An 18580-nucleotide genomic window follows, 5' to 3' on the forward strand; every position below is an offset into this window, starting at 1 on the left:
CTCACGGGCACGGGATCAGCCCACTGACGGGCCCATCCCGAGCGACTGCGGCGTAGAGGAATCGGGCGAGGGCTGGTGCAGCCCCTCGTCCAGCGGACCGAACTCGGTCATCAGCGCGGGGCTGCCGCCCCACGGGGTCTGCTCCTCGGCGACCAGCGAGTTGGTCGTGAGCAGCAGCCCGGCCACCGAGGCGCCGTTCTGCAGCGCCGAGCGGCACACCCGGAGGGGATCGATGATCCCCATCTCGATCATGTTGCCGTAGCGGTCGAGCAACGCGTCGAAGCCCTCGTCCTGACCGAGGTCGCGCGTGCGCGCCACCACCTCGTCGGCCGGGTAGCCGGCGTTGGCCGCGATCAGCCGCGCCGGTTCGGCCAGCGCCCGCCGCACGATCTCCGCCCCGGTGGCGTAGTCACCGGACAGGCTGGTGTCGGCCAGCACCTTCTCGGCGTGCAGCAACGCCGCCCCGCCACCGGCGACGATGCCCTCCGCCATCGCCGCCCTGGTCGCGGACAACGCGTCCTCGACCCGGTGCTGCAACTCCTTCAGCTCGGCCGGGGTGGCCGCGCCGACGTGGATCATCGCGACCTTCCCGGTCAGCGCGCCGATGCGCTCGGTCAGGACGTCCTCGTCCACCCCGAACTGGGCGCGCTCCAGCTCCGCCCGCAGCTGGGTGACGCGGAACTCGACGTCGTCGGCGGACCCCGCCCCGCCGACGATGGTGGTCTTGTTCTCGGTCACCCGCACCTGCCTGGCCCGCCCGAGGTGGTCCAGCGTCATCGTCTCCAGCGTGAACCCGGCATGCCGGGACAGCACCGCGCCCCCGACGACCGCGGCGAGGTCCTCCAGCTTGTGCAGCCGCCGGTCGCCGAAGCCGGGCGCCCGGATCGCGCAGGCCTGGAAAGTGCCGTTGACGTGGTTGTGCACGAGCATGCTCAGCGCGGTGCCCTCGACCGTCTCGGCGATCACCACCAGGGGCCGCGGCGCGCGCATCACCTTGTCCAGCAACGGCATCAGCTGCTGCACCTTGGTGATCTTCTCGCTGCACAGGAGGATGTAGGGGTCGTCGAGCACCGCCTCCAGCCGCCCGGGGTCGGTGACCAGGTACGGCGAAAGATAGCCGTTGTCGAACTCGAAACCCTCCACGAAGTCGACGGTCATCCCGATCCGCGGGGCCTCCTCGACGGTGACCACTCCGGTGTCGCCGACGGTGTGCAGCGCCTTCGCGATGACCGCGCCGACCGCGTCGTCGTCGTTGGCGGAGATGGCCGCGACCCGGGCGTAGTCGTGCTCGGTGACCACCGGGTGCGCGACCTTCTCCAGGTGCTCGACGAGACGGCCGACGGCGTGGTCGATGCCGCGCTTGACCAGCACCGGGTTGCCGCCACGCGCGATCGCCGCCATGCCCTCCCGCACGATGGCCTGGGCGAGCACCGTCGCCGTGGTGGTCCCGTCGCCCACCACGTCGTTGGTCTTGATCGCGGCTTCCTTGACCAGCTGCGCGCCCATGTTCTCGAACTGGTTCTTCAGGTGGATCTCCCGGGCGATGGTGACGCCGTCGTTGGTGACCACCGGCGAACCGGTGATCTTCTCGATGATCACGTTGCGCCCCTTGGGCCCCAGCGTGGACTTCACCGCCTCGGCCAGCTTGTCCACACCGGACAGCAGCAGGTCCCGGGCGTCCGCGCCGAACCGCAGTTCCTTCGCCATCGTTTCGTCACTCCTCCGCTGCGAGTGGTCAGGGGGTGAGGATCGCCCGGCCCCGCACGCGGCCGGCGTCCAGATCGGCCAGCGCGTCGAGTGCCGCGTCCAGCGGGTACTTCTTCGTGTGCAGCGTGACCTTCCCGGCCTGCGCCAGCACCATCAGCTCCACCAGGTCGTTGTAGGTGCCGACCAGGTTGCCGATCACGTTGCGCTCGGTGGAGATGATGTCGATCGTCGGGATGTCGATGTTGCTGCCGTAGCCGATGACGAAGTGCGAGCCGTCGCGCCGGGTCATCGCGAAGGCGTCCTGCTGGGCGCCCTGCTCGGCGACGAAGTCGAGCACGACCTCGGCGCCGTTGCCGCCGGTCAGGTCCAGCACCGCGTCGACCTGCTTGCCGTCGGCCTGCACCGTGTGGTCCGCGCCGAGCTCGGCCGCGAGCTCGAGCGCTTCGGCGTTGCGGTCGACGACCACCACGGTGGCCGCGGTCAGCGCGCGCAGCGACTGGATGCCGATGTGCCCCAGCCCGCCGGCGCCGTTGACGACGCACACCGTGCCCGGGTACAGCCGCGGCACCGCCTTGCGCACCGCGTGGTAGGCGGTGATGCCGGCGTCGGCGAGCGCCGCGACGTCCGCGGGCTGCGTGCTGGGGTCGAGCTTGATGCACGCCCGCGCGGAGGTGAGCAGGTACTCGGCCATCCCGCCGTCGGAGTCGATACCGGGGAAGACCGAGTTCTCGCAGTGCATGTCGTTGCCCGCGCGGCAGGCGTGGCACAGCCCGCACGTCGGCGTCGGGTGCAGGATCACGGTGTCACCGACCGCCACGTTGGTCACGCCCCGCCCGATCTCGTGCACCCAGCCCGCGTTCTCGTGCCCGATCGTGTAAGGCAGCGTGACACCGGACTTCTCCGCCCACTGCTCCTCGATGATGTGCAGATCGGTCCGGCACACACCCGCGCCGCCGATCTTCACCACAACGTCGAAGGGCTCCTTGGCCTGCGGCTCCGGAACGTCCTCGATCACCGGCTGCTGGTGGTAGGCGTGCAGCCGCACCGCTTTCATCGTGCACCCTCCTGTTCTCCGATGTGCGGGTACCGCACGCGCAGCATGTCCCGGCAGACCCCGGAGTTGGCCTCCTGGCCGGCCCGCGTCAGCCGCGCGAATCCCAGGTGCCGCGCGGCGTCCGCCGGCGGCACCGCCTCGCCGGTCTCCGGGTCGACGAGCAGCGGGTCGCCGTCCCCGCACGGCAGCCCGAGTTCCCGGCGCCTGGCCCGCAGCCGTTCCCGGTCCTGGCTCGGGGGCACCTCGCCCAGCGTCATCCGCGCCAGCCGCTCACCATCCACACCGGACCTGCGCAGCGCCCGGCAGACCCGGTCGGTGCCGGCGAGCACCGCCTTCCGGACGAACGTGGCTCGCAGCTCGTCCAGCTCGTTCACCGCCTCGCCCGCGAACGACGCCACGAACCCCGCCCGCGCCGCGACGCCCCGGTTGATCACCTCGGCCGCGAAGTGGTCGACCAGGCGCACCTCGACGCTCCGGACGCCGGGCACCGCGGACACGGCGTCGTAGGCGTCGGCGACCATCAGGAACGCGAAGTTCGGCGCGCAGAAGTAGGTCGGCAACCGAAGCTCCACCGCCGCCCGGCCGCCGTCCACCTCGCACCGCGCGACGAACCCGAGATCGGTGAGCGGCTCGTCCAGCTCGGGATCACGGACGGTGCCCAGCGCGTGCCACACCGCGGCGTGGCACGCGCGGACCTCCTCGAGGGCGGTCACGGGTTCGGCACGCCGACGGGCTCGACCACCTTCGGCGCCTCGAGCCGGAGCTCCGCGGGCACGTCGACGTCGTAGAGCCGGGCGGCGTTCAGTCCGAGGATCTTCTTCTTCTGCTCCACCGTCAGCGGCGCGAAGTCGGACAGCTCCTCGTCGGCGGGCATCTGCCAGTCGACGAAGCCCTCGACCTGCCACTTCGGCTCCCAGATCGCGTAGTCGGCGCCGAAGATCAGCTTGTCCTCGCCGAGCCAGAACATCAGCTCGCCCATCACCTTCGCGAAGAACTTCGGCCGGGCGTGCATGAGCCCGCCGACGACGACCGCGAGGCCGGCGTAGACGTTGCGCTCCTGCGTGGCCATGAAGCAGAAGTCCTCGATGCGCGGCAGGCCGACGTGCTCGACGATGAAGTTGAGCCCCTGGAAGCTGGTCGAGGCACGGTCCACATCGGACATGTCGAACGCGTCCTTGTCCAGCGGCCAGATCGTCGGGCCCTTGTGCACGTGGATGTTCTTGACGCCCAGCTCCTCGCACCTCTCCAGGTAACGGAACGCCTCCGGGTCCTTCAGGCTCCAGCCGCGGGAGTCGCCCAGCCACTCGGCGGTGTAGAGCTTGACACCCTTGCAGCCGTAGCGCTTGACCCGTTCCTCGAACGCCTTCATGCCCGCGTCGCCCTCCCGCGGGTCGAAGTAGGTGTTGACGAGGAACTTGCCCGGGTGCTTCTCGGCCAGCGCCGCGTCGACCTCGGTGGTGTTGAAGCCGTTCTTGTACCACTGCCGCAGGTTCGTCGGCTGGAAGATCGCGACGTCCACGTGCCCGGCCTCGAACAGGTCGTGCATCATCAGTTCCTCGGAGTACTTCTGGAACCGGTCGATCGGCCAGTGCGTGTCCGCCGGGCCCAGGCCCTGGTAGGCGTGGAAGCACTCGATCCAGCCCTTGGCGTACTCCTCCTGCCCCTCGACCCAGTTCTCCGGGCTCGCGTCCCAGAAGTGGGTGTGCCCGTCGACCACGAAGTACTTCTCGCCGTCCTTTTCGTACATTCTCCTGCCCTCACTCCGTTGTGGTGGTCGGCGTCAGCGGATCGGTTTGAGGTCGAAGTCGAGGTACTCGGCCGCGTCCTCCGGGTTGGCGAACATGATCGTCCGATCGTCCAGGTGCACCATCCGGCCGTAGTGGGTGGACATGCTCTCCTCGAACTCGGCGGAGTTGAACCAGCCCTCCTCCTCGCCCGCGGCCTCGTCGATCTCGCTGTAGACCACGTCCATCCGGTTGCGGGCGTCCACGCGGATCATCGACGGCAGATGGGTGATCTGCACGTTGTCCTTGGCGCCCATCACCTCGGCCACGATCACGCCGACCTGGTTGTTCATCAAGGTGAAGCCGCACATGTTGGTCGCGGTGTTGTCGGACTTGAACGGGCTCTCGGCGCGCACTTGGGTTGTCACTGGGCCAGCTCCTTCGGTGCTTGCAGACGCAGGTCGGACAGGATGCCGCTGAAGCGGCTCTTCACGCGGTCGAGTCCGTCCTCGAAGCGGGACGGTTTGGCGTCGGGCTGCGACCACAGCGGCTGCAGCGTCCTGGCGGCGCCGATGCAGCGCGGAACCCAGGTGCTCAGCCAGTCCTGCATGATCTTCGTGTTGTGCTCGGCGAACTCGCGGTCGTCGACGAGCAGCTCGAACATGACGCGGGTGTAGCGCAGGTCGCGTTCGGCGTAGTCGTACTCCTCGGCCCCGATGAGGGTCGGGGTCACGAAGTCGCCGTTGGCCGGCGCCGCCTGCTGCACGAGGTTGCTGCGGAACAGCTCCCCGACCAGCGGCTCGAACACGATGTTGGCGGCGAAGACCGCCTCGCACCAGTCGTCGATCGCGGTCAGCTGCTCGGCGACCTCCCGCACGCCCTGCCAGGCCGGGTCGTCGTTCCACGTCGCCAGGTGCGCCGTGCCGTCGAAGCCCTCGATCTCCTCGGTGAGGGTGAGGTTGTACAGCGCCAGGTCCTGCGCCGCCCGGATCTTGTGCATGCTGTTGACCGAGATCGCGTTGTTGTGCATGTTCGTCGGGGCGCGCCGGTTGGCGTTGGCGAACAGGTACAGGCCCAGCCCGTGGTCGACGTGCATCCACGCCCCGACGTGCTGCGCCACGAATTGGGTCCAGTTGCGGTTCCACTGGTCGAAGGCGTGCGATTGGCGGGCCGCCTCGACGTTCTGGTTGAGCTGGCGCACCACGTTGGCGTTGTAGCGGTAGAGCGTGAGCTCCCACTCCTCGTTCGGGTCGCGGAACTCGTGCCAGCCCAGCGCGGGCCAGTCGTAGCCCTTGCCGCCCGAGCCCGGCCCGCGTTCCGGCACCGGCCGGTCCGAGCCCCACGCCTTGAGCACGGTCCATTCGAGCGGGTAGCCGCCACGGCCGTCGGCGAAGGCGTACAACCAGCCCTGGGACAGGTAGTGCCGCGGGTCGGGTTGCACCTCGACGGTGACGTCCTCGTAGTGGCTCTGCTTGCGCTTGGCCGGGTTGAAGTAGTTGAACCGGCGCGCCCCGGAGTCCGGGAAGACCTTGGCGCCCGCTTCGGCGTCGGTGAAGACGGGCTTGGGCACGCTGCGTTCCTGCGTCGCTGTCATGGGCTTGTTCCTTCACTCGTCGCCGGTGGTGGTGAACTTGTCGTAGAAGATCCGCTTGTCCGCGACCCCGAGCGCGGGCAGCAGTTCCAGGGCCGCCTCGACCATCGGCGGCGGCCCGCACACGTAGGCGTCCGCGCCCGCGAGGTCCGTCTCGTGGCGGCGAACGACGTCGGTGATCAGCCCGGTCTCGCCGTCCCAGTCGTCGTCGCCGGGCTCGGACAGCGCGGGCACGTAGGTGAACGCGGGCAGGGCCTGCTCCAGCCCGTGGAGCTCCGCCTCGAAGCAGAGGTCCTGCTTGCGGCGGGCGCCGTAGTAGAACGTGGTCCGGCGTGCGGCCACCTCGCCGCCGCGGGCGGCCATCGACCGCAGCAGCGACAGGATGGGCGCCATGCCCGCCCCGCCGCCGACGAACACCAGTGGCGCGCCGGGCGCGTCCCGCAGGGTGAACACCCCGAACGGCCCGGTCACCTCCAGCCGGTCACCGACCGCGACACCGGTGTCCAGGAACTGCGAGAACAGGCCGCCGGGGTAGATCTTGACCACGAACTCGAGGTGCCCGTCGGTCGGCAGGCCGGCCATCGAGAACGAGCGCGTCTCGTCCGTGCCGGGCACCGCGAAGTCCAGGTACTGGCCGGGAAAGTACTTCAGCGCGGCCGGTTCGACCAGCTTGAGCACGAGGTGGCGCATGTCGTGCGTGACCGGCTCGTTGGCCACGACCTCGGCCACCGCGGTCTGGATCGGCAGTCCGGAGTGGATCATCTCCTCGTCGTAGTTGAGCAGTTCGATGGTCAGGTCCTCGTACGCGTGCGCCCGGCACAGCAGCGTGAACCCTTCCTCCTTCTCGAAGTCCGGCAGCGCGAACGTGGAGTACCTTTCGAGCTCCACGTCGTCGCCGTCGAGGATGAACGACTTGCACGAGGCGCACTGCCCCTCCTTGCAGCCGTGCATGAGCATCACGCCCTGCTCGGCGGCGGCCCGGAGTACGGTCTGGTCCTCGTCGACCTCGATCTCGATCCCCACCGGCTCGAAGCGCACCACGTGCTTGTCGCCCATCGACACCCCTTCGTGTCCCGGCACGCGGGCCCCGGTTCGCCCGGGGCCCGCGGTGCGCGTCAGTTCGCCGGCGCCGGCCGCCCGGCCGGTCCCTGGCGGTTGTAGTCGGCGATGAAGGCCGACCGCTCGTCGTCGGTCATCTGGTTGAGCAGCACGTTGGGGCTCTGCACCTCCGGCATGCGCCGCAGGTGGTCCAGCGTCCACATCTTCTTCGGGTCGAGGTTCAGGTGCGGCTGCGCGACCATCGTCTTGCCGTCGTCGCGCACGAAGCCCATGTCGGAGACGACGTCGGCCCAGTTCCAGCCGTGGTAGAGGGTCTCCCACTCGCGGGCGCCGACCAGCTGGCCCATGTTCGGCGTCTGCCTGCCCTGGTAGACCGGGCGGAACGCTTCCGCGTCGGTCCAGCGGCACGGCTCCGAGCAGTAGGTGCGCCACTGCCCGTCGACCTTGTCGATCACGGTGTCCTCACGGATGAGGCACGGCACCATGCACGTCCAGCACCGGTGCGGGTACACGTAGTCGACGTCCTCGGCGACGATCGGGTGGTGCCCGTTCGGCACCGACAGCCGGTTGTAGTTCTCCCACCACTTCCCGTACTTGTCGTACCAGCCGGGGTACTTGTGCTCGAACCACTCGAAGTCCTCGTCGGTCATCGGGTCGATGCGCCAGTAGTTGGCGAGCCACCCGGTGGCGAAGAACTGCGCGACCTCGTGCACGTAGCCCTTGTTCCAGATGCGGTTCCAGGCCTCCTCGATCAGGTCGTGCGGGATGACCAGGCCGTACTTCTCCAGGGGCACGAGGTAGCTGCGGTAGTAGTCGTCGTAGATCCAGCGGCGCCACATCTCGGCGTAGGACTCGCGGTCCTTGCGACGGTCCTTGGTGCCGTATTCGATGAACGTGCCGATCGCGGCGTCGACCACGGCGTGGTTGTTCCACCACGCGTAGCGCAGGTCGCGTTCGAGCAGCTGGTGGTTGCTTTCGTCGGACAGCGCCATCAGCAGCGTGGCGTAACCGTTGCTGATGTGCCGGGATTCGTCGGACTGCACCGAGTGGAAGACCGTCGGCAGCAGGTAGTCGCCGTTGGCCGCGGCCTCCGCCGGCATGGCCACGAACAGCGTGTTGGTGAACGCGGTCTCGGCGACGATCGTCAGGTAGATGCTCGCCGCGGTGATGGCGTCACCGGTGATGAAGCCTTCCGCGAACTGGCGGCCGATCGTGCCGCAGTAGTCGTTGTGGAAGTTGCGCAGGCTCGAGTTGAAGCCCGCCGGGTCGATGTAGTTGTTCATGTACAGGCGCTTGAGGTTCTGCTGGATCGTCGAGTGCCGGACCTCGTCGATCATCTGGATCGCCTGGCCGTTGTGCAGCTCAGGGTTCGGCACGGTGCGGAACAGCAGCGGCATCGCGCGCGCCGCCGAGATCTCCGGCAGCGGGATGATGCTCAGGAACAACTTCTGCCACTCCAGCCAGCGTTCCTGGACCTGGCGGAACATGTTGCCGCGGATCGCGCCGTCCTCGGCGCCGTACACGCGGTGGTCCTTTTCCTCCTGCATCGGGAAATAGGACCGCAGGACCTGCTTGAGCGGATCCTTCTTCTTCGCCTTGCGGAACGTGTAGTCCGTTCCGTACTGCGACACCGGCTCGTGGTAGGCCGGTTCCCAGGACAGTTCCTGGATCTTCTGATGGGCTCTCGCCACACTTTGGCGGCTCATGATCACTCCTAGGTGGGCACAAGTCCTACACCGTCAATTGGAGGCCGCGCGAGCACGCGTGCGGGTCTCAATATGAGACAGGCGGTTCAGGTTCGCCGAACACGGATCGGCGCAGCTCGGCGAGGTGGTCCTGCACCGCCGTCTTCTGCCGGACGTCGCCCTCCGCCTCCGGCGTGATACCGAGGGTGCGCAACAGTTCCGCCGCCGGGTCCCCCGGGTGCCCGTCCCCGAAGGTGGGATGCAGACCCTGGTCGACGAGGTGGTGGAACACGACGTTCACGACCGTCCACGGGTTGTACGTTTCCTCGGGCATGGACCCATCCCACGCCCGCCCCGGACGGGGGCGTGTCTCAATTTGAGACACGGTGCGCCCGGCGCGGAGGTTACCTTGTGACACGGGACACAACGGCGGTGTTCGACTACCCTGTTCGGGGCAGCGGCAGGAGGTCAGGGTGGACCACGACCGGGGCAGCGCGGTGCTCGACGACGTCACGCTGGCGCGCACCCGTTTGCGGTTCCTCACCGCCGAAGCGGTCGAGCCTGGGCAGGTCCGCGAAGCGATCCTCGCGTCCTGGTGGCGCTCCCGCGAGTTCCAGGTGCCTGCCGACCGCATCGACCTGCCCTACAGCGGCGACCAGGACCTCGACACGCCGCTGATCCGCGGCGCGCAACCGGTGCTCGAACGGCTCGGCGACCAGCTCGAGGGCCAGCCGATCAGCATGATCCTCACTGACCAGTCCGGGGTCGTGCTCACCCAGCGCACCGGCGACCACGACCTGCACCGCCACCTGCAGAGCGTCGAACTGGCGCCCGGGTTCAGCTACGGCGAGAGGTTCGTCGGCACCAACGGGATCGGCACCGCGCTCGCCGACGGGCGGCCGACGCAGGTGTTCGGGCACGAGCACTACGCGGAGAACCTGGAGAACCTGGCATGCGCGGGCGTGCCGATCCAGCACCCGATCTCCGGCAAGACGATCGGCGCCGTCGACCTGACCTGCTGGCGCAAGGACGCCGGCGGGCTGCTCGTCGCGCTCGCCAGATCGACCGCCGAGCAGATCCGCCAGGCGCTGCTCACCCACAGCACCATGCGCGAGCTGGTGCTGTTCCAGACCTACCTGCAGGCCTGCCGTCGCACCACCGGGATCGTGATCGCGTTCAACGACGACGTGGTGATGATGAACGACGCCGCCCGCCAGCTCCTCGACCCGGCCGACCAGTCGCTCGTGCTCGGGCACGCCAAGCAGGCGCTGGCCGCGGCCCGGCGCGCCACCGACACGGTCGTGCTGTCCAGCGGCGGCAAGGTGCGCATGTACTGCCGCCGCGTGGCGGGCGAGCGGACCGGCGAGATCGCCGGCGGGGTGCTGTCGGTGCAGCTCGTCGACACCGACGACGGGGGCGCGGGCGTCGTGCTGCCCGCCGTGCCGATGTTCCTGCCCGGCGTGGCCGGGTCGGCGCCGACGTGGTCGCGCAGCTGCCACGCCGTCGACCGCAGCTTCACCAGCGGCGAATGGCTGGTGCTGGCCGGCGAGCCCGGGGGCGGGAAGCACACGCTGGCGCAGGGCGTGCACCGGCGGCGCAACCCGGCCGGGCGGCTGCACACGCTCGACGCGGCCGAGGCGGGACCGGGCTGGGCCGCGGACGTGCGGCACGAGCTGCTCGACGACCCGGTGGACACGCTGGTGATCCGGCACGCCGACCGGCTGGGCGACGAGGACGTGCGTGCGCTGGTCGCCGTGCTGCGGCAGGTGCCGCGGCCGGACGGGCCGTGGGTGGCGCTGACGCTGACGCCGGAGGCCGAGAGCAGCCCGCGGCTGGCGGAGCTGCTGGCGTTCTTCCCGCGCACGGTCGGGGTGCCGTCGCTGCGGCGGCACGTGGAGGACCTGGCCGAGCTGGTGCCGCTGTTCCTCAGCAAGCTGTCGCACGGCGGTCAGGTGACCTGCTCGCCGGAGGCGATGCACCTGCTGATGCGGGCGTCGTGGCCGGGCAACACGGCGCAGCTGCACGAGGTGCTGCGGGAGATCACCCAGCGACGCCGCACGGGCACCATCCGTCCGACCGACCTGCCGGCCGAGTACCACACCATCGCGCGCCGCCCTCTGAACCGTTTCGAGGCCGTGGAGCGCGACGCGATCGTGCGCAGCCTGGAGGACGCGGGCGGCAACAAGGCCCGCGCGGCACAACTGCTGGGCATCTCCCGCGCGACGATCTACCGCAAGATCCACGAGTACGGAATCGTGACACCTGTGCACTGACGCGAGTCCCACGCTCAGCACGCCGAGTTCCACGTTCAGCGTCGTGAGTTCTGCATTCAGCGGGGAGCGTTCGCGGTGGGAACGCAGCACCTGCGTGCGAAGATGCCGGACTCGCGGGTCAGCTTGTGGTGCGCAGGCTGCGGGCCCACTCGGCGAGATCCGTCACCGTCCAATCCGGACTCGGGTGGGCGGGGAGCGGGAGGCGGCCGTCGCGGGTGACGAAGGCCGTGCGCATCCCCGCGGCCTGCGCGCCGGCGATGTCCCAATCGTGCGCGGCGATCATCACCGGCGGCTCGCCGGCATGTTCGACCAGCGCGTAGGCCGCCGGGGACGGCTTGAGCGCGCCCGCCGACTCGGCCGAGTAGATCGCGTCGAAACCGAGGTCCCCGAGTTGCGCCTCGATCACCGCCTGCGGCGAGTTGCCCAGCGCCACCAGCCGGTGCCCCTGGTCGCGGAGATCGGCCAGCGCGGGCTCCACATCCGGGTGCGGCGGCAGGGATCGCAGCGCCGCCGCGAGCCGCGGGAGGTCCGCCTCCGGGGCGACGGTCCGGGCGCAGGCGCCGGCGAGCTGCGCGAAGTCCTGGTACCGGCCGCTCGCGGTGACCACCAGCGCGGTGTGGATGAGCAGGTCGAACCACCGCGTGCGGACCTCCGCGCCGCCGAGGACGTCGTCCAGCGGCGCGAGGTCGAGCAGCGTTTCGTTGATGTCGAAGACCATGAGCATGCCGGGCAAGGTACTATCACCTTCGTACCTACGACAAGGGGACGCGATGGACCTCGATCTCGGCACCGTGCTGTCGGCGCTGGCCGACCCGCACCGGCGCGGGGTGGTGGTCGACCTGCTGGACCGGCCGGACGGCGAGCACGCGTGCACCTCGTTCGACCTGCCGGTCGCCAAGTCGACCCGTACCCATCACTGGCGGGTGCTGCGGCAGGCCGGGCTCATCCACCAGCGGGACGCCGGCAACGGCAGTTTCGTGCGGCTGCGCCGGGACGAGGTCAGCGCGCGGTTCCCCGGTCTGCTGGACTCCATCCGGCAGGCCCACCACGACGAAAGGCGATCCGAGTGACCTTCTCCACCGCCGACCTGGTCGACGAGCACGGCGACAAGCTCCGGGTGTGCGACACGCAGTTCCGCCAGTTCGGCGGGCGGCGGGCGTTCTCCGGCCAGGTCCGGACCGTCTCGTGCTACCAGGACAACGGCCTGGTCAAGCAGTTGCTCGCGACACCGGGCGAGGGCGCGGTGCTGGTGGTCGACGGGCGCGGCTCGCTGCACACCGCGCTGACCGGCGACCTCATCGCCGGCTCGGCGGTGGAGAACGGCTGGGCCGGCCTGGTGATCAACGGCGCGGTGCGGGACAGCGCGGTGCTCGCCGGGCTGCCGATCGGCATCAAGGCGCTGGGCACCAACCCGCGCAAGAGCAGCAAGGCGGGCAACGGCGCGGTCGACGTGCCGGTCGGCTTCGGCGGGATCACCTTCCACCCCGGCGACATGCTCTACGCCGACGACGACGGCATCGTGCTCGTGGAGAACTAGCCGTGAGGGCGGGCCACCCGGCCCGCCCTTCGGCTCAACGTCCCGCGGAGACCAGCGCCCGCTCGGTCAGCACCCGCGCGAGGTGCTGCCGGTACTCGGCCGTCGCGTGGGCCTCGTCGGCCGGGGAGGTGCCCTCCGCGGCCAGCGCGGCGGCCTCGGCGGCCGAAGCGCCGTCGGCCAGTGCCGCCTCGGTCGCCGAAGCACGCATCGGGGTGCCGCCCATGTTGATCAACGACACGGCGCTCCCGGCGACGACGACCCCGACAATCGCCCAGTCGATCGACCGCCGTGTGAACTTCTCGAACCCCCACCCGGCGCCGCCCTGGGCCGGGATCCGCACCTCGGTCAGCAGTTCCTCCGGCGCGAGCGGCGTCTCGAACGGCCCCTGGAAGAACTCGGCCGCCGGGATGCGCCGCTCGCCGTCCGGGCCGCGCGCGACCAGCACCCCGTCCACGGCGAGGACCGCCGCGGGCAGGTCGGCGGCCGGGTCGGCGTGGACCAGCGAGCCGCCGATCGTGCCGCGGTGGCGCACCTGCTGGTCCCCCACCTCGCCCGCGACGTGCGCGAGCAGCGGCGCGTGCTCGGCCAGCACCGGGTCGCGGTGCAGGTCGTGGTAACGCGACATGGCGCCGATCGCGATCTCGCCGCCCTCGGCCCGCACGTACCGCAGCTCGTCGAGCGGGCCGATGTCGATGACCACCTCGGGCGCGGCGAAGCGCAGTTTCATCAGCGGCAGCAGGGACTGCCCGCCGGCCAGCAGCTTGGCGTCGTCACCGTGCTCGGCGACCGCGGCCAGCGCCTCGTCCACAGAGGACACCCGCCGGTAGGTGAACTGGGCCGGGATCACCGCTGGACCTCCTGCCCGGACGCATTCATCACCGCGTTGACGATGTTGTGGTAACCCGTGCAGCGGCACAGGTTCCCCTCCAGCCCCGCGCGCACCTCCTGGCGCGTCGGCTTCGGGTTGTGGTCCAGCAGCGACACCGACGCCATGATCATCCCGGGCGTGCAGAACCCGCACTGCAGGCCGTGCTCCTCGCGGAACGCGCGCTGCACCGGGTGAAGGTCGCCGTCCTCGCCGTGCAGGCCTTCCAGCGTGGTGACCGAGTGCCCGTCGGCCTGCGCCGCCAGGACCGTGCACGACTTCACGGACTCACCGTCGAGCAGCACCGTGCACGCGCCGCAGGACGTGGTATCGCAGCCGATGTTCGTCGCCGTCAGCCCGGCCTGCTCCCGCACGAAGTGGACCAGCAGGGTGCGGTCCTCGACCTCCTCGGAGACCGTCGTGCCGTTGATCTCGATCGAGACCTTCACTTCAGTTCGCCTTCCTCGCGTCGGTGAGAGCCTGCCAGACCCGCAGCGGGGTGGTGGGCATGTCGAGATGACGCACGCCCAGGTGGGACAGCGCGTCGACGACCGCGTTGTGCACCGCGGGGGTCGAGCCGATGGTCGCCGCCTCGCCGATCCCCTTGACGCCAAGCAGGTTCCGCGTCGTCGGGGTCTCGGAGTCGACCAGCTCGAAGTCGGGCAGCTCGGTCGCCGTGATGAACGAGTAGTCCGCCAGGGTGGCCGTGGTCGGGTTGCCGTCGGCGTCGTAGTTCATGACCTCCAGCAGCGCCTGCGCGGCGCCCTGGCCGAGCCCGCCGTGCCGCTGGCCCTGGAAGGCGAGCGGGTTGACGATCGGGCCCGCGTCGTCGCACGCGATGATCCGCTTCAGCTCGACCTTCCCGGTGAGCGTGTCGACCTCGACGACGGCCAGGTGCGCGCCGAACGGGAACGTCGGGGCTCCGTCGCCGAACCACACGTCCGCGGTCAGCTCCGCCTGTTCGGCCAGCTGCGCCCAGGTCACCGAGCCGCTGGTGGGCGCGCCGCGCACCTGGAAGGCGCCTTCGGACAGCTCTATGTCGTCCGGCGAGGCCTCCAGCCGGTCCGCGGCCAGCGCGCGGGCCTGCTCGATGACCTGGTCGGCGGCCTGACGCAGGGCGGAACCGCCCAGCTGGAGCGACCGCGACCCGAACGTGCCGATCGCCTTGGGCACCTCGTCGGTGTCGCCGTGCCGGATGGTGATCTTGTCCATCGGGACGCCGAGCTGGTCGGACAGCAGCATGGTCAGCGTGGTGTCCAGGCCCTGGCCGTGCGGCGAGGATCCGGTGTAGGCGGTGACCGAGCCGTCCGGGTTGATCAGCAGTCGCCCGCTCTCGCCCCCGGAGTCGCCGCCGGTGATCTCGACGTAGGCGGCGATGCCGAGCCCGAGCGCCACCGGGTCGCCGGCCTCGCGGCGGCGCGCCTGCTCGGCGCGCAGGTCCGCGTACCCGCCGGCCTCCAGGACCTTGTCCAGCGCCTTGGCGTACTCGCCGGTGTCGTAGGTGGCGCCGGTCGGCGAGGAGTACGGGAACTCCTCCGGCCGGATGAAGTTGACCCGCCGGACCTCGGCCGGGTCCATGCCGATCTCGGCGGCGAACAGGTCCATCGCGCGCTCGATCGCGGCGGTCGCCTCGGGACGGCCGGCGCCCCGGTAGGCCGCGATCGGCGTCGTGTTGGTGACGACGGCCCGGCTGCTCGTCTCCACCTTCGGGAAGTGGTAGACGCCGGTGCCCATCAGCTCGGTGAGCGTCGGCAGGAACATCGTGCGCGGGTAGGCGCCCGCGTCCTGCACGACCTCCAGCCGGAACGCGAGCACGGTGCCGTCGCGGCGGCCGCCGATGGTGACCCTGTTCTGCTGGGCGCGGCCGTGCGTCATCGAAACCAGGTTCTCGCTGCGGGTCTCCACCCAGCGGACCGGCCGCCCGGACCGCTTCGACGCCCAGCCGAGCACGACCGCCTCCGGGTCGGAGCCGATCTTCGCGCCGAACCCGCCGCCGACGTCCGGCGTGATGACACGGACGTCCTTCGACTCGACGCCGAGCCCCTTCGCCACGGTGGACCGGGAGATCTGCGCGTTCTGCGTGGACAGCCACAGCGTCAGGCGGCCGTCCTCGCCCCACGCGCAGGCCGCGCCGCGCACCTCCAGCGGCGCCGGGGCGACGCGCTGGTTGAGGATCGTCTGCGTGACGACGACCTCGCAGTCGTCGAAAGACTTGTCGTCGAACTCGCCGCCGGTGGTCTGCAGTACGTTCGTGCCCTGGTCTTCGAACAGCACGGTCTCATCGCTGAGCGCGCTGTCGATGCTCGCCACCACGTCCAGCGGGTCGTAGTCGATGTCGACGAGTTCGGCGGCGTCCGCGAGCTGGTAGCGCTCCTCGGTGAGCACGAGCGCGACGGGCTCACCGACGTAGCGGACCACGCCGTCGGCGAGCCACGGTTCGACGACCGGGCCCGCCTTGTGCGGGGCGAGATCGATGTCGGCGGCCGTGTAGACCGCGACGACGCCGGGCGCCTCCAGCGCGGCCGACGTGTCGATCGAGGCGATGCGGGCGTGCGCGATCGGGCTGCGCACGAACATCGCGTGCACCGCGCCGGTCAGCGCCTCCACCCGTAGATCCTCGACGTAGGTCCCACCCTGCGTGATCAGCTGCTGGTCCTCGATGCGGACCACCCTGGTGCCGACGATGCTCAAAACTGGCCTCCCACTACGGATACTTCGCGATCATGCCTCCTGGAGCGACGGAAGTCACCCTCGGGTTCGTCCCGCGAAAGAAGGTGTTGGCAGGATCTTGCCGAACACGTACGGTTCTGCCACTCGTGCCGCCGGTCCGGCTGGAGCACGCTCCAGGTGTGGGAAAGCTCAGCCGAGTCCTCGCCGGGCTACGGGAGTTCACTGCCACGCAGATCGAGCTCGCGGAGCGCCGCGACCTGGAAAACCGGCCGTGGGAAGAGGAGTTCCTGCACTGGTCCGCGGACGGCGCACTGCACGGGAACGTGGTGCCACCGCGCGTGCGCCACAGCACGTCCCGGTCCGGCTGGTGCCCCGGCCTACATCGCACTAGCGCAGATCCGCCAGCGACTCCGCGCGGAACTCCGCGGGGGTGCGGCCCATCTCGCGCTTGAAGACCTGGCCGAAGTGGGACGCGCCCTTGAACCCCCAGCGCGCGGCGATCGCGGCGACCGGCGTCGCGGCCAGCCGCGGGTCGGCCAGGTCGCGGCGGCAGCCCTCGACGCGGCGAGTGCGGATCCAGGACGAAACGGTGAACCCGGTGCCCGCGAACAGGTTGTGCAGGTGCCGGGGCGAGATGTAGTGCGCGGCGGCGACCGCGTTCGGGCCCAGGTCCGGGTCGCCCAGATGCGCGTCGGTCCACTCGCGCACCTGCTCCAGCAGCACCTCGCGCCGTCCGGGCAGCAAGCGGGCGCCGTGCAGCATCACGGTAACCAGGTCCATCACCGTGCGCACCGCGCGCGGGCCGTGCGGGCCCAGTGACTCCACGTTCCGGTTGAGGCTGAGCAGCATCCCCCACACCGTCGACGGCAGGCCCGGCTCGCACTCGAAGGCGGTCGCGGTGATCCCGGGCGGCGGCGCGGGCAGGTACCGCTTGGGGAACCGGATGCAGGTGCTGCGGTAGTCGTCGCTGGAGACGATCGTGGCCGGTTTCGCGGAGTCGTAGATGGCGTAGTGGCCCGGCTTCAGGACCGCGATCCGCCCGTCCTGGGCCAGGCGCAACTGCCCGGACAGCTGCAGGGTCATCACGTAGAAGTCCTGTTCATCCGGCGTAATCGTGGCCGCGTCGCGGTAGGCGGCGTGGCGCCCGCTCTCCATGTCGACGAAGTTGACGTCGGCGAGCGGGCGGTTGCTGACGACGCCGGCGAACGCGCGCGGGCGCTCGCAGTCGAAGTGGAACCGCAGCACGCTGCGCTCCACCTGGTGCGTCCACGAGCCGAACTCGACCTTCGGCCCGGAGGCCGGGGGCGCCACGGCCACCACGTCCGCGAGTGACGTCATCGTCATCCCCACCGGTTGTGCGCGCATTCGACAGCGGTGTGCGCTCGTCGTTCATGACGGGCGCCGTCCGCCGAATCTACCGTTGCGACACCACCGCGGAAAACCTCAGTGTGGAGGCGTTTCATGGCGTTCGTCGAAGGTTCCCACCACGTCACGTTGTCCGTCGCGGGCGCACAGGAGGACGTGGACTTCCACGTCAAGGTGCTGGGTATGCGCCTGATCAAGCGCACCGTGCTGTTCGACGGCTCGCTGCCGATCTACCACCTCTACTACTCCAACGCCGCGGGCGACCCCAGCAGCGTGGTCACCACGTTCCCGTGGGCGCAGGCCGGGTTCTTCGGCAAACGCGGCACGAACCAGGCGCGCGAGGTGCTGCTGTCGGTGCCGCACGATTCGCTGGACTTCTGGCACCGGCGCCTGACCGAGCACGACGTCGCGGTCGACAACGTCGAGGTGTTCGGGCAGCGGCGGCTGGCGTTCCGGCACCCGTCCGGCATCGAATACGTCTTCGTCGGCAACACCGGTGACGACCGTGCCGGGCACACCGGCTACGGCGTGCCGCCGGAGTGCGCGATCCACGGCATCCACGGCGTGGGCGTCCACGTCGCGACGCCGGACCGGATGGTCGAGTTCGCCGAGGAATCGTTCTTCTCCCAGGGCCGTCTCGCCGAGGAGGGCGACCGCGCCGCGCTGCAGATCGGTAACGCCAAGTACGGCAACCACCTCGAGCTGACGGTCAACCGCACCGACGACCAGGGCACGTGGGGCTACGGCGCCGGCACCTACCACCACTTCGCGTGGAACGTCGCCAACCTGCGCAACCAGGACGAGGTCAAGTTCGACATCGAAGGCCGCGGCTACACCGACATCTCCGAACTGAAGGACCGCAAGTACTTCAAGAGCGTGTACGTGCGCACCCCCGGCGGCGCGTTGTTCGAGCTGGCCGTGACGCACCCCGAAGGCGGCTGGACGTGCGACGAGTCGCCGAAGGAGCTGGGCACGCGGTTCCAGCTGCCCGAGCAGTTCGAGCACCGCCGCGAGGAGATCTTCGCCCGGCTCGAGCCGATCGAGATCTGA

18 protein-coding genes are annotated in these 18580 nt (G+C 70.0%); 4 read left to right on the forward strand and 14 right to left on the reverse strand.

Annotated elements, in window-relative coordinates; all coding sequences use genetic code 11:
* Positions 1-15: 15 nt before the first annotated feature.
* The 9 genes from groL to AMETH_RS21660 all read right to left on the reverse strand — a co-directional run bounded on the left by groL (position 16) and on the right by AMETH_RS21660 (position 9154).
* Positions 16-1707, reverse strand: coding sequence for a chaperonin GroEL (groL, locus tag AMETH_RS21620; RefSeq protein ID WP_017983244.1), 1692 nt, complete (start codon positions 1705-1707; stop codon positions 16-18).
* Between the two features lie 28 nt (positions 1708-1735).
* Positions 1736-2761: an NAD(P)-dependent alcohol dehydrogenase gene (locus tag AMETH_RS21625; RefSeq protein ID WP_017983245.1), complete on the reverse strand. Its 1026-nt coding sequence runs from the start codon at positions 2759-2761 to the stop codon at positions 1736-1738.
* Positions 2758-3474 (reverse strand): metal-sulfur cluster assembly factor, encoded by a 717-nt coding sequence (locus AMETH_RS21630; protein ID WP_017983246.1) that lies wholly within the window; start codon positions 3472-3474, stop codon positions 2758-2760. Before AMETH_RS21630 ends, AMETH_RS21625 begins: the two co-directional genes overlap by 4 nt.
* The gene (locus tag AMETH_RS21635) at positions 3471-4508 is read right to left on the reverse strand and encodes an amidohydrolase family protein (RefSeq protein WP_017983247.1); all 1038 of its coding nucleotides are present in this window, start codon (positions 4506-4508) and stop codon (positions 3471-3473) included. Before AMETH_RS21635 ends, AMETH_RS21630 begins: the two co-directional genes overlap by 4 nt.
* A gap of 33 nt (positions 4509-4541) precedes the next feature.
* Positions 4542-4901, reverse strand: coding sequence for a propane 2-monooxygenase effector subunit MimD (gene mimD / locus AMETH_RS21640; RefSeq protein WP_017983248.1), 360 nt, complete (start codon positions 4899-4901; stop codon positions 4542-4544).
* 8 nt (positions 4902-4909) lie between these two features.
* Positions 4910-6079, reverse strand: coding sequence for a ferritin family protein (locus tag AMETH_RS21645; protein ID WP_017983249.1), 1170 nt, complete (start codon positions 6077-6079; stop codon positions 4910-4912).
* Between the two features lie 12 nt (positions 6080-6091).
* Positions 6092-7132 (reverse strand): NADH:ubiquinone reductase (Na(+)-transporting) subunit F, encoded by a 1041-nt coding sequence (locus AMETH_RS21650; protein ID WP_017983250.1) that lies wholly within the window; start codon positions 7130-7132, stop codon positions 6092-6094.
* A 59-nt stretch (positions 7133-7191) separates the two neighbouring features.
* The gene (locus AMETH_RS21655) at positions 7192-8841 is read right to left on the reverse strand and encodes a ferritin family protein (protein WP_085929368.1); all 1650 of its coding nucleotides are present in this window, start codon (positions 8839-8841) and stop codon (positions 7192-7194) included.
* Positions 8842-8908: 67 nt separating this feature from the next.
* Positions 8909-9154 carry a hypothetical protein gene (locus AMETH_RS21660; protein WP_017983252.1) on the reverse strand — a complete coding sequence of 82 codons (246 nt, stop codon included), beginning with the start codon at positions 9152-9154 and terminating at the stop codon, positions 8909-8911.
* 139 nt (positions 9155-9293) lie between these two features.
* Here AMETH_RS21660 and AMETH_RS21665 point away from each other — a divergent pair, with 139 nt between their 5' ends.
* The gene (locus AMETH_RS21665) at positions 9294-11093 is read left to right on the forward strand and encodes a sigma-54-dependent Fis family transcriptional regulator (protein ID WP_017983253.1); all 1800 of its coding nucleotides are present in this window, start codon (positions 9294-9296) and stop codon (positions 11091-11093) included.
* 118 nt (positions 11094-11211) lie between these two features.
* Here AMETH_RS21665 and AMETH_RS21670 read toward each other — a convergent pair whose 3' ends face one another.
* On the reverse strand, positions 11212-11817 hold the full coding sequence (locus AMETH_RS21670; RefSeq protein WP_017983254.1) for an HAD family hydrolase: 606 nt from the start codon (positions 11815-11817) through the stop codon (positions 11212-11214).
* Between the two features lie 46 nt (positions 11818-11863).
* On the opposite strand from AMETH_RS21670, the gene AMETH_RS21675 reads away from it, so the two are divergent.
* Both AMETH_RS21675 and rraA read left to right on the forward strand, forming a co-directional pair.
* A complete protein-coding gene (locus tag AMETH_RS21675; RefSeq protein ID WP_017983255.1) occupies positions 11864-12163 on the forward strand; it encodes an ArsR/SmtB family transcription factor in 300 nt (99 codons plus the stop codon).
* A complete protein-coding gene (gene rraA / locus AMETH_RS21680; RefSeq protein ID WP_017983256.1) occupies positions 12160-12630 on the forward strand; it encodes a ribonuclease E activity regulator RraA in 471 nt (156 codons plus the stop codon). Before AMETH_RS21675 ends, rraA begins: the two co-directional genes overlap by 4 nt.
* 34 nt (positions 12631-12664) lie before the next feature.
* On the opposite strand, the gene AMETH_RS21685 is transcribed toward rraA, so the two are convergent.
* The 4 genes from AMETH_RS21685 to AMETH_RS21700 all read right to left on the reverse strand — a co-directional run bounded on the left by AMETH_RS21685 (position 12665) and on the right by AMETH_RS21700 (position 17509).
* Positions 12665-13477, reverse strand: coding sequence for an FAD binding domain-containing protein (locus AMETH_RS21685; protein WP_017983257.1), 813 nt, complete (start codon positions 13475-13477; stop codon positions 12665-12667).
* Positions 13474-13944: a (2Fe-2S)-binding protein gene (locus AMETH_RS21690; protein ID WP_017983258.1), complete on the reverse strand. Its 471-nt coding sequence runs from the start codon at positions 13942-13944 to the stop codon at positions 13474-13476. Before AMETH_RS21690 ends, AMETH_RS21685 begins: the two co-directional genes overlap by 4 nt.
* A gap of 1 nt (position 13945) precedes the next feature.
* Positions 13946-16186, reverse strand: a complete 2241-nt coding sequence (locus AMETH_RS21695) for a xanthine dehydrogenase family protein molybdopterin-binding subunit (RefSeq protein WP_017983259.1) — start codon at positions 16184-16186, stop codon at positions 13946-13948.
* A 366-nt stretch (positions 16187-16552) separates the two neighbouring features.
* On the reverse strand, positions 16553-17509 hold the full coding sequence (locus AMETH_RS21700) for an AraC-like ligand-binding domain-containing protein (RefSeq protein WP_017983260.1): 957 nt from the start codon (positions 17507-17509) through the stop codon (positions 16553-16555).
* 117 nt (positions 17510-17626) lie between these two features.
* Between AMETH_RS21700 and AMETH_RS21705 the strand changes: the two genes are divergently transcribed.
* Positions 17627-18580 (forward strand): VOC family protein, encoded by a 954-nt coding sequence (locus AMETH_RS21705; RefSeq protein WP_017983261.1) that lies wholly within the window; start codon positions 17627-17629, stop codon positions 18578-18580.

The organism is Amycolatopsis methanolica 239, assembly GCF_000739085.1.
Classification (GTDB): Bacteria; Actinomycetota; Actinomycetes; order Mycobacteriales; family Pseudonocardiaceae; genus Amycolatopsis_E; species Amycolatopsis_E methanolica.

Bases quoted from the DNA above. Each gene is read 5' to 3' on its own strand.
- groL (WP_017983244.1), bottom strand. From the start codon at position 1,707: ATGGCGAAGGAACTGCGGTTCGGCGCGGACGCCCGGGACCTGCTGCTG.
- AMETH_RS21625 (WP_017983245.1), bottom strand. From the start codon at position 2,761: ATGAAAGCGGTGCGGCTGCACGCCTACCACCAGCAGCCGGTGATCGAG.
- AMETH_RS21635 (WP_017983247.1), bottom strand. From the start codon at position 4,508: ATGTACGAAAAGGACGGCGAGAAGTACTTCGTGGTCGACGGGCACACC.
- AMETH_RS21645 (WP_017983249.1), bottom strand. From the start codon at position 6,079: ATGACAGCGACGCAGGAACGCAGCGTGCCCAAGCCCGTCTTCACCGAC.
- AMETH_RS21650 (WP_017983250.1), bottom strand. From the start codon at position 7,132: ATGGGCGACAAGCACGTGGTGCGCTTCGAGCCGGTGGGGATCGAGATC.
- AMETH_RS21655 (WP_085929368.1), bottom strand. From the start codon at position 8,841: ATGAGCCGCCAAAGTGTGGCGAGAGCCCATCAGAAGATCCAGGAACTG.
- AMETH_RS21660 (WP_017983252.1), bottom strand. From the start codon at position 9,154: ATGCCCGAGGAAACGTACAACCCGTGGACGGTCGTGAACGTCGTGTTC.
- AMETH_RS21670 (WP_017983254.1), bottom strand. From the start codon at position 11,817: ATGCTCATGGTCTTCGACATCAACGAAACGCTGCTCGACCTCGCGCCG.
- AMETH_RS21675 (WP_017983255.1), top strand. From the start codon at position 11,864: ATGGACCTCGATCTCGGCACCGTGCTGTCGGCGCTGGCCGACCCGCAC.
- AMETH_RS21700 (WP_017983260.1), bottom strand. From the start codon at position 17,509: ATGACGATGACGTCACTCGCGGACGTGGTGGCCGTGGCGCCCCCGGCC.
- AMETH_RS21705 (WP_017983261.1), top strand. From the start codon at position 17,627: ATGGCGTTCGTCGAAGGTTCCCACCACGTCACGTTGTCCGTCGCGGGC.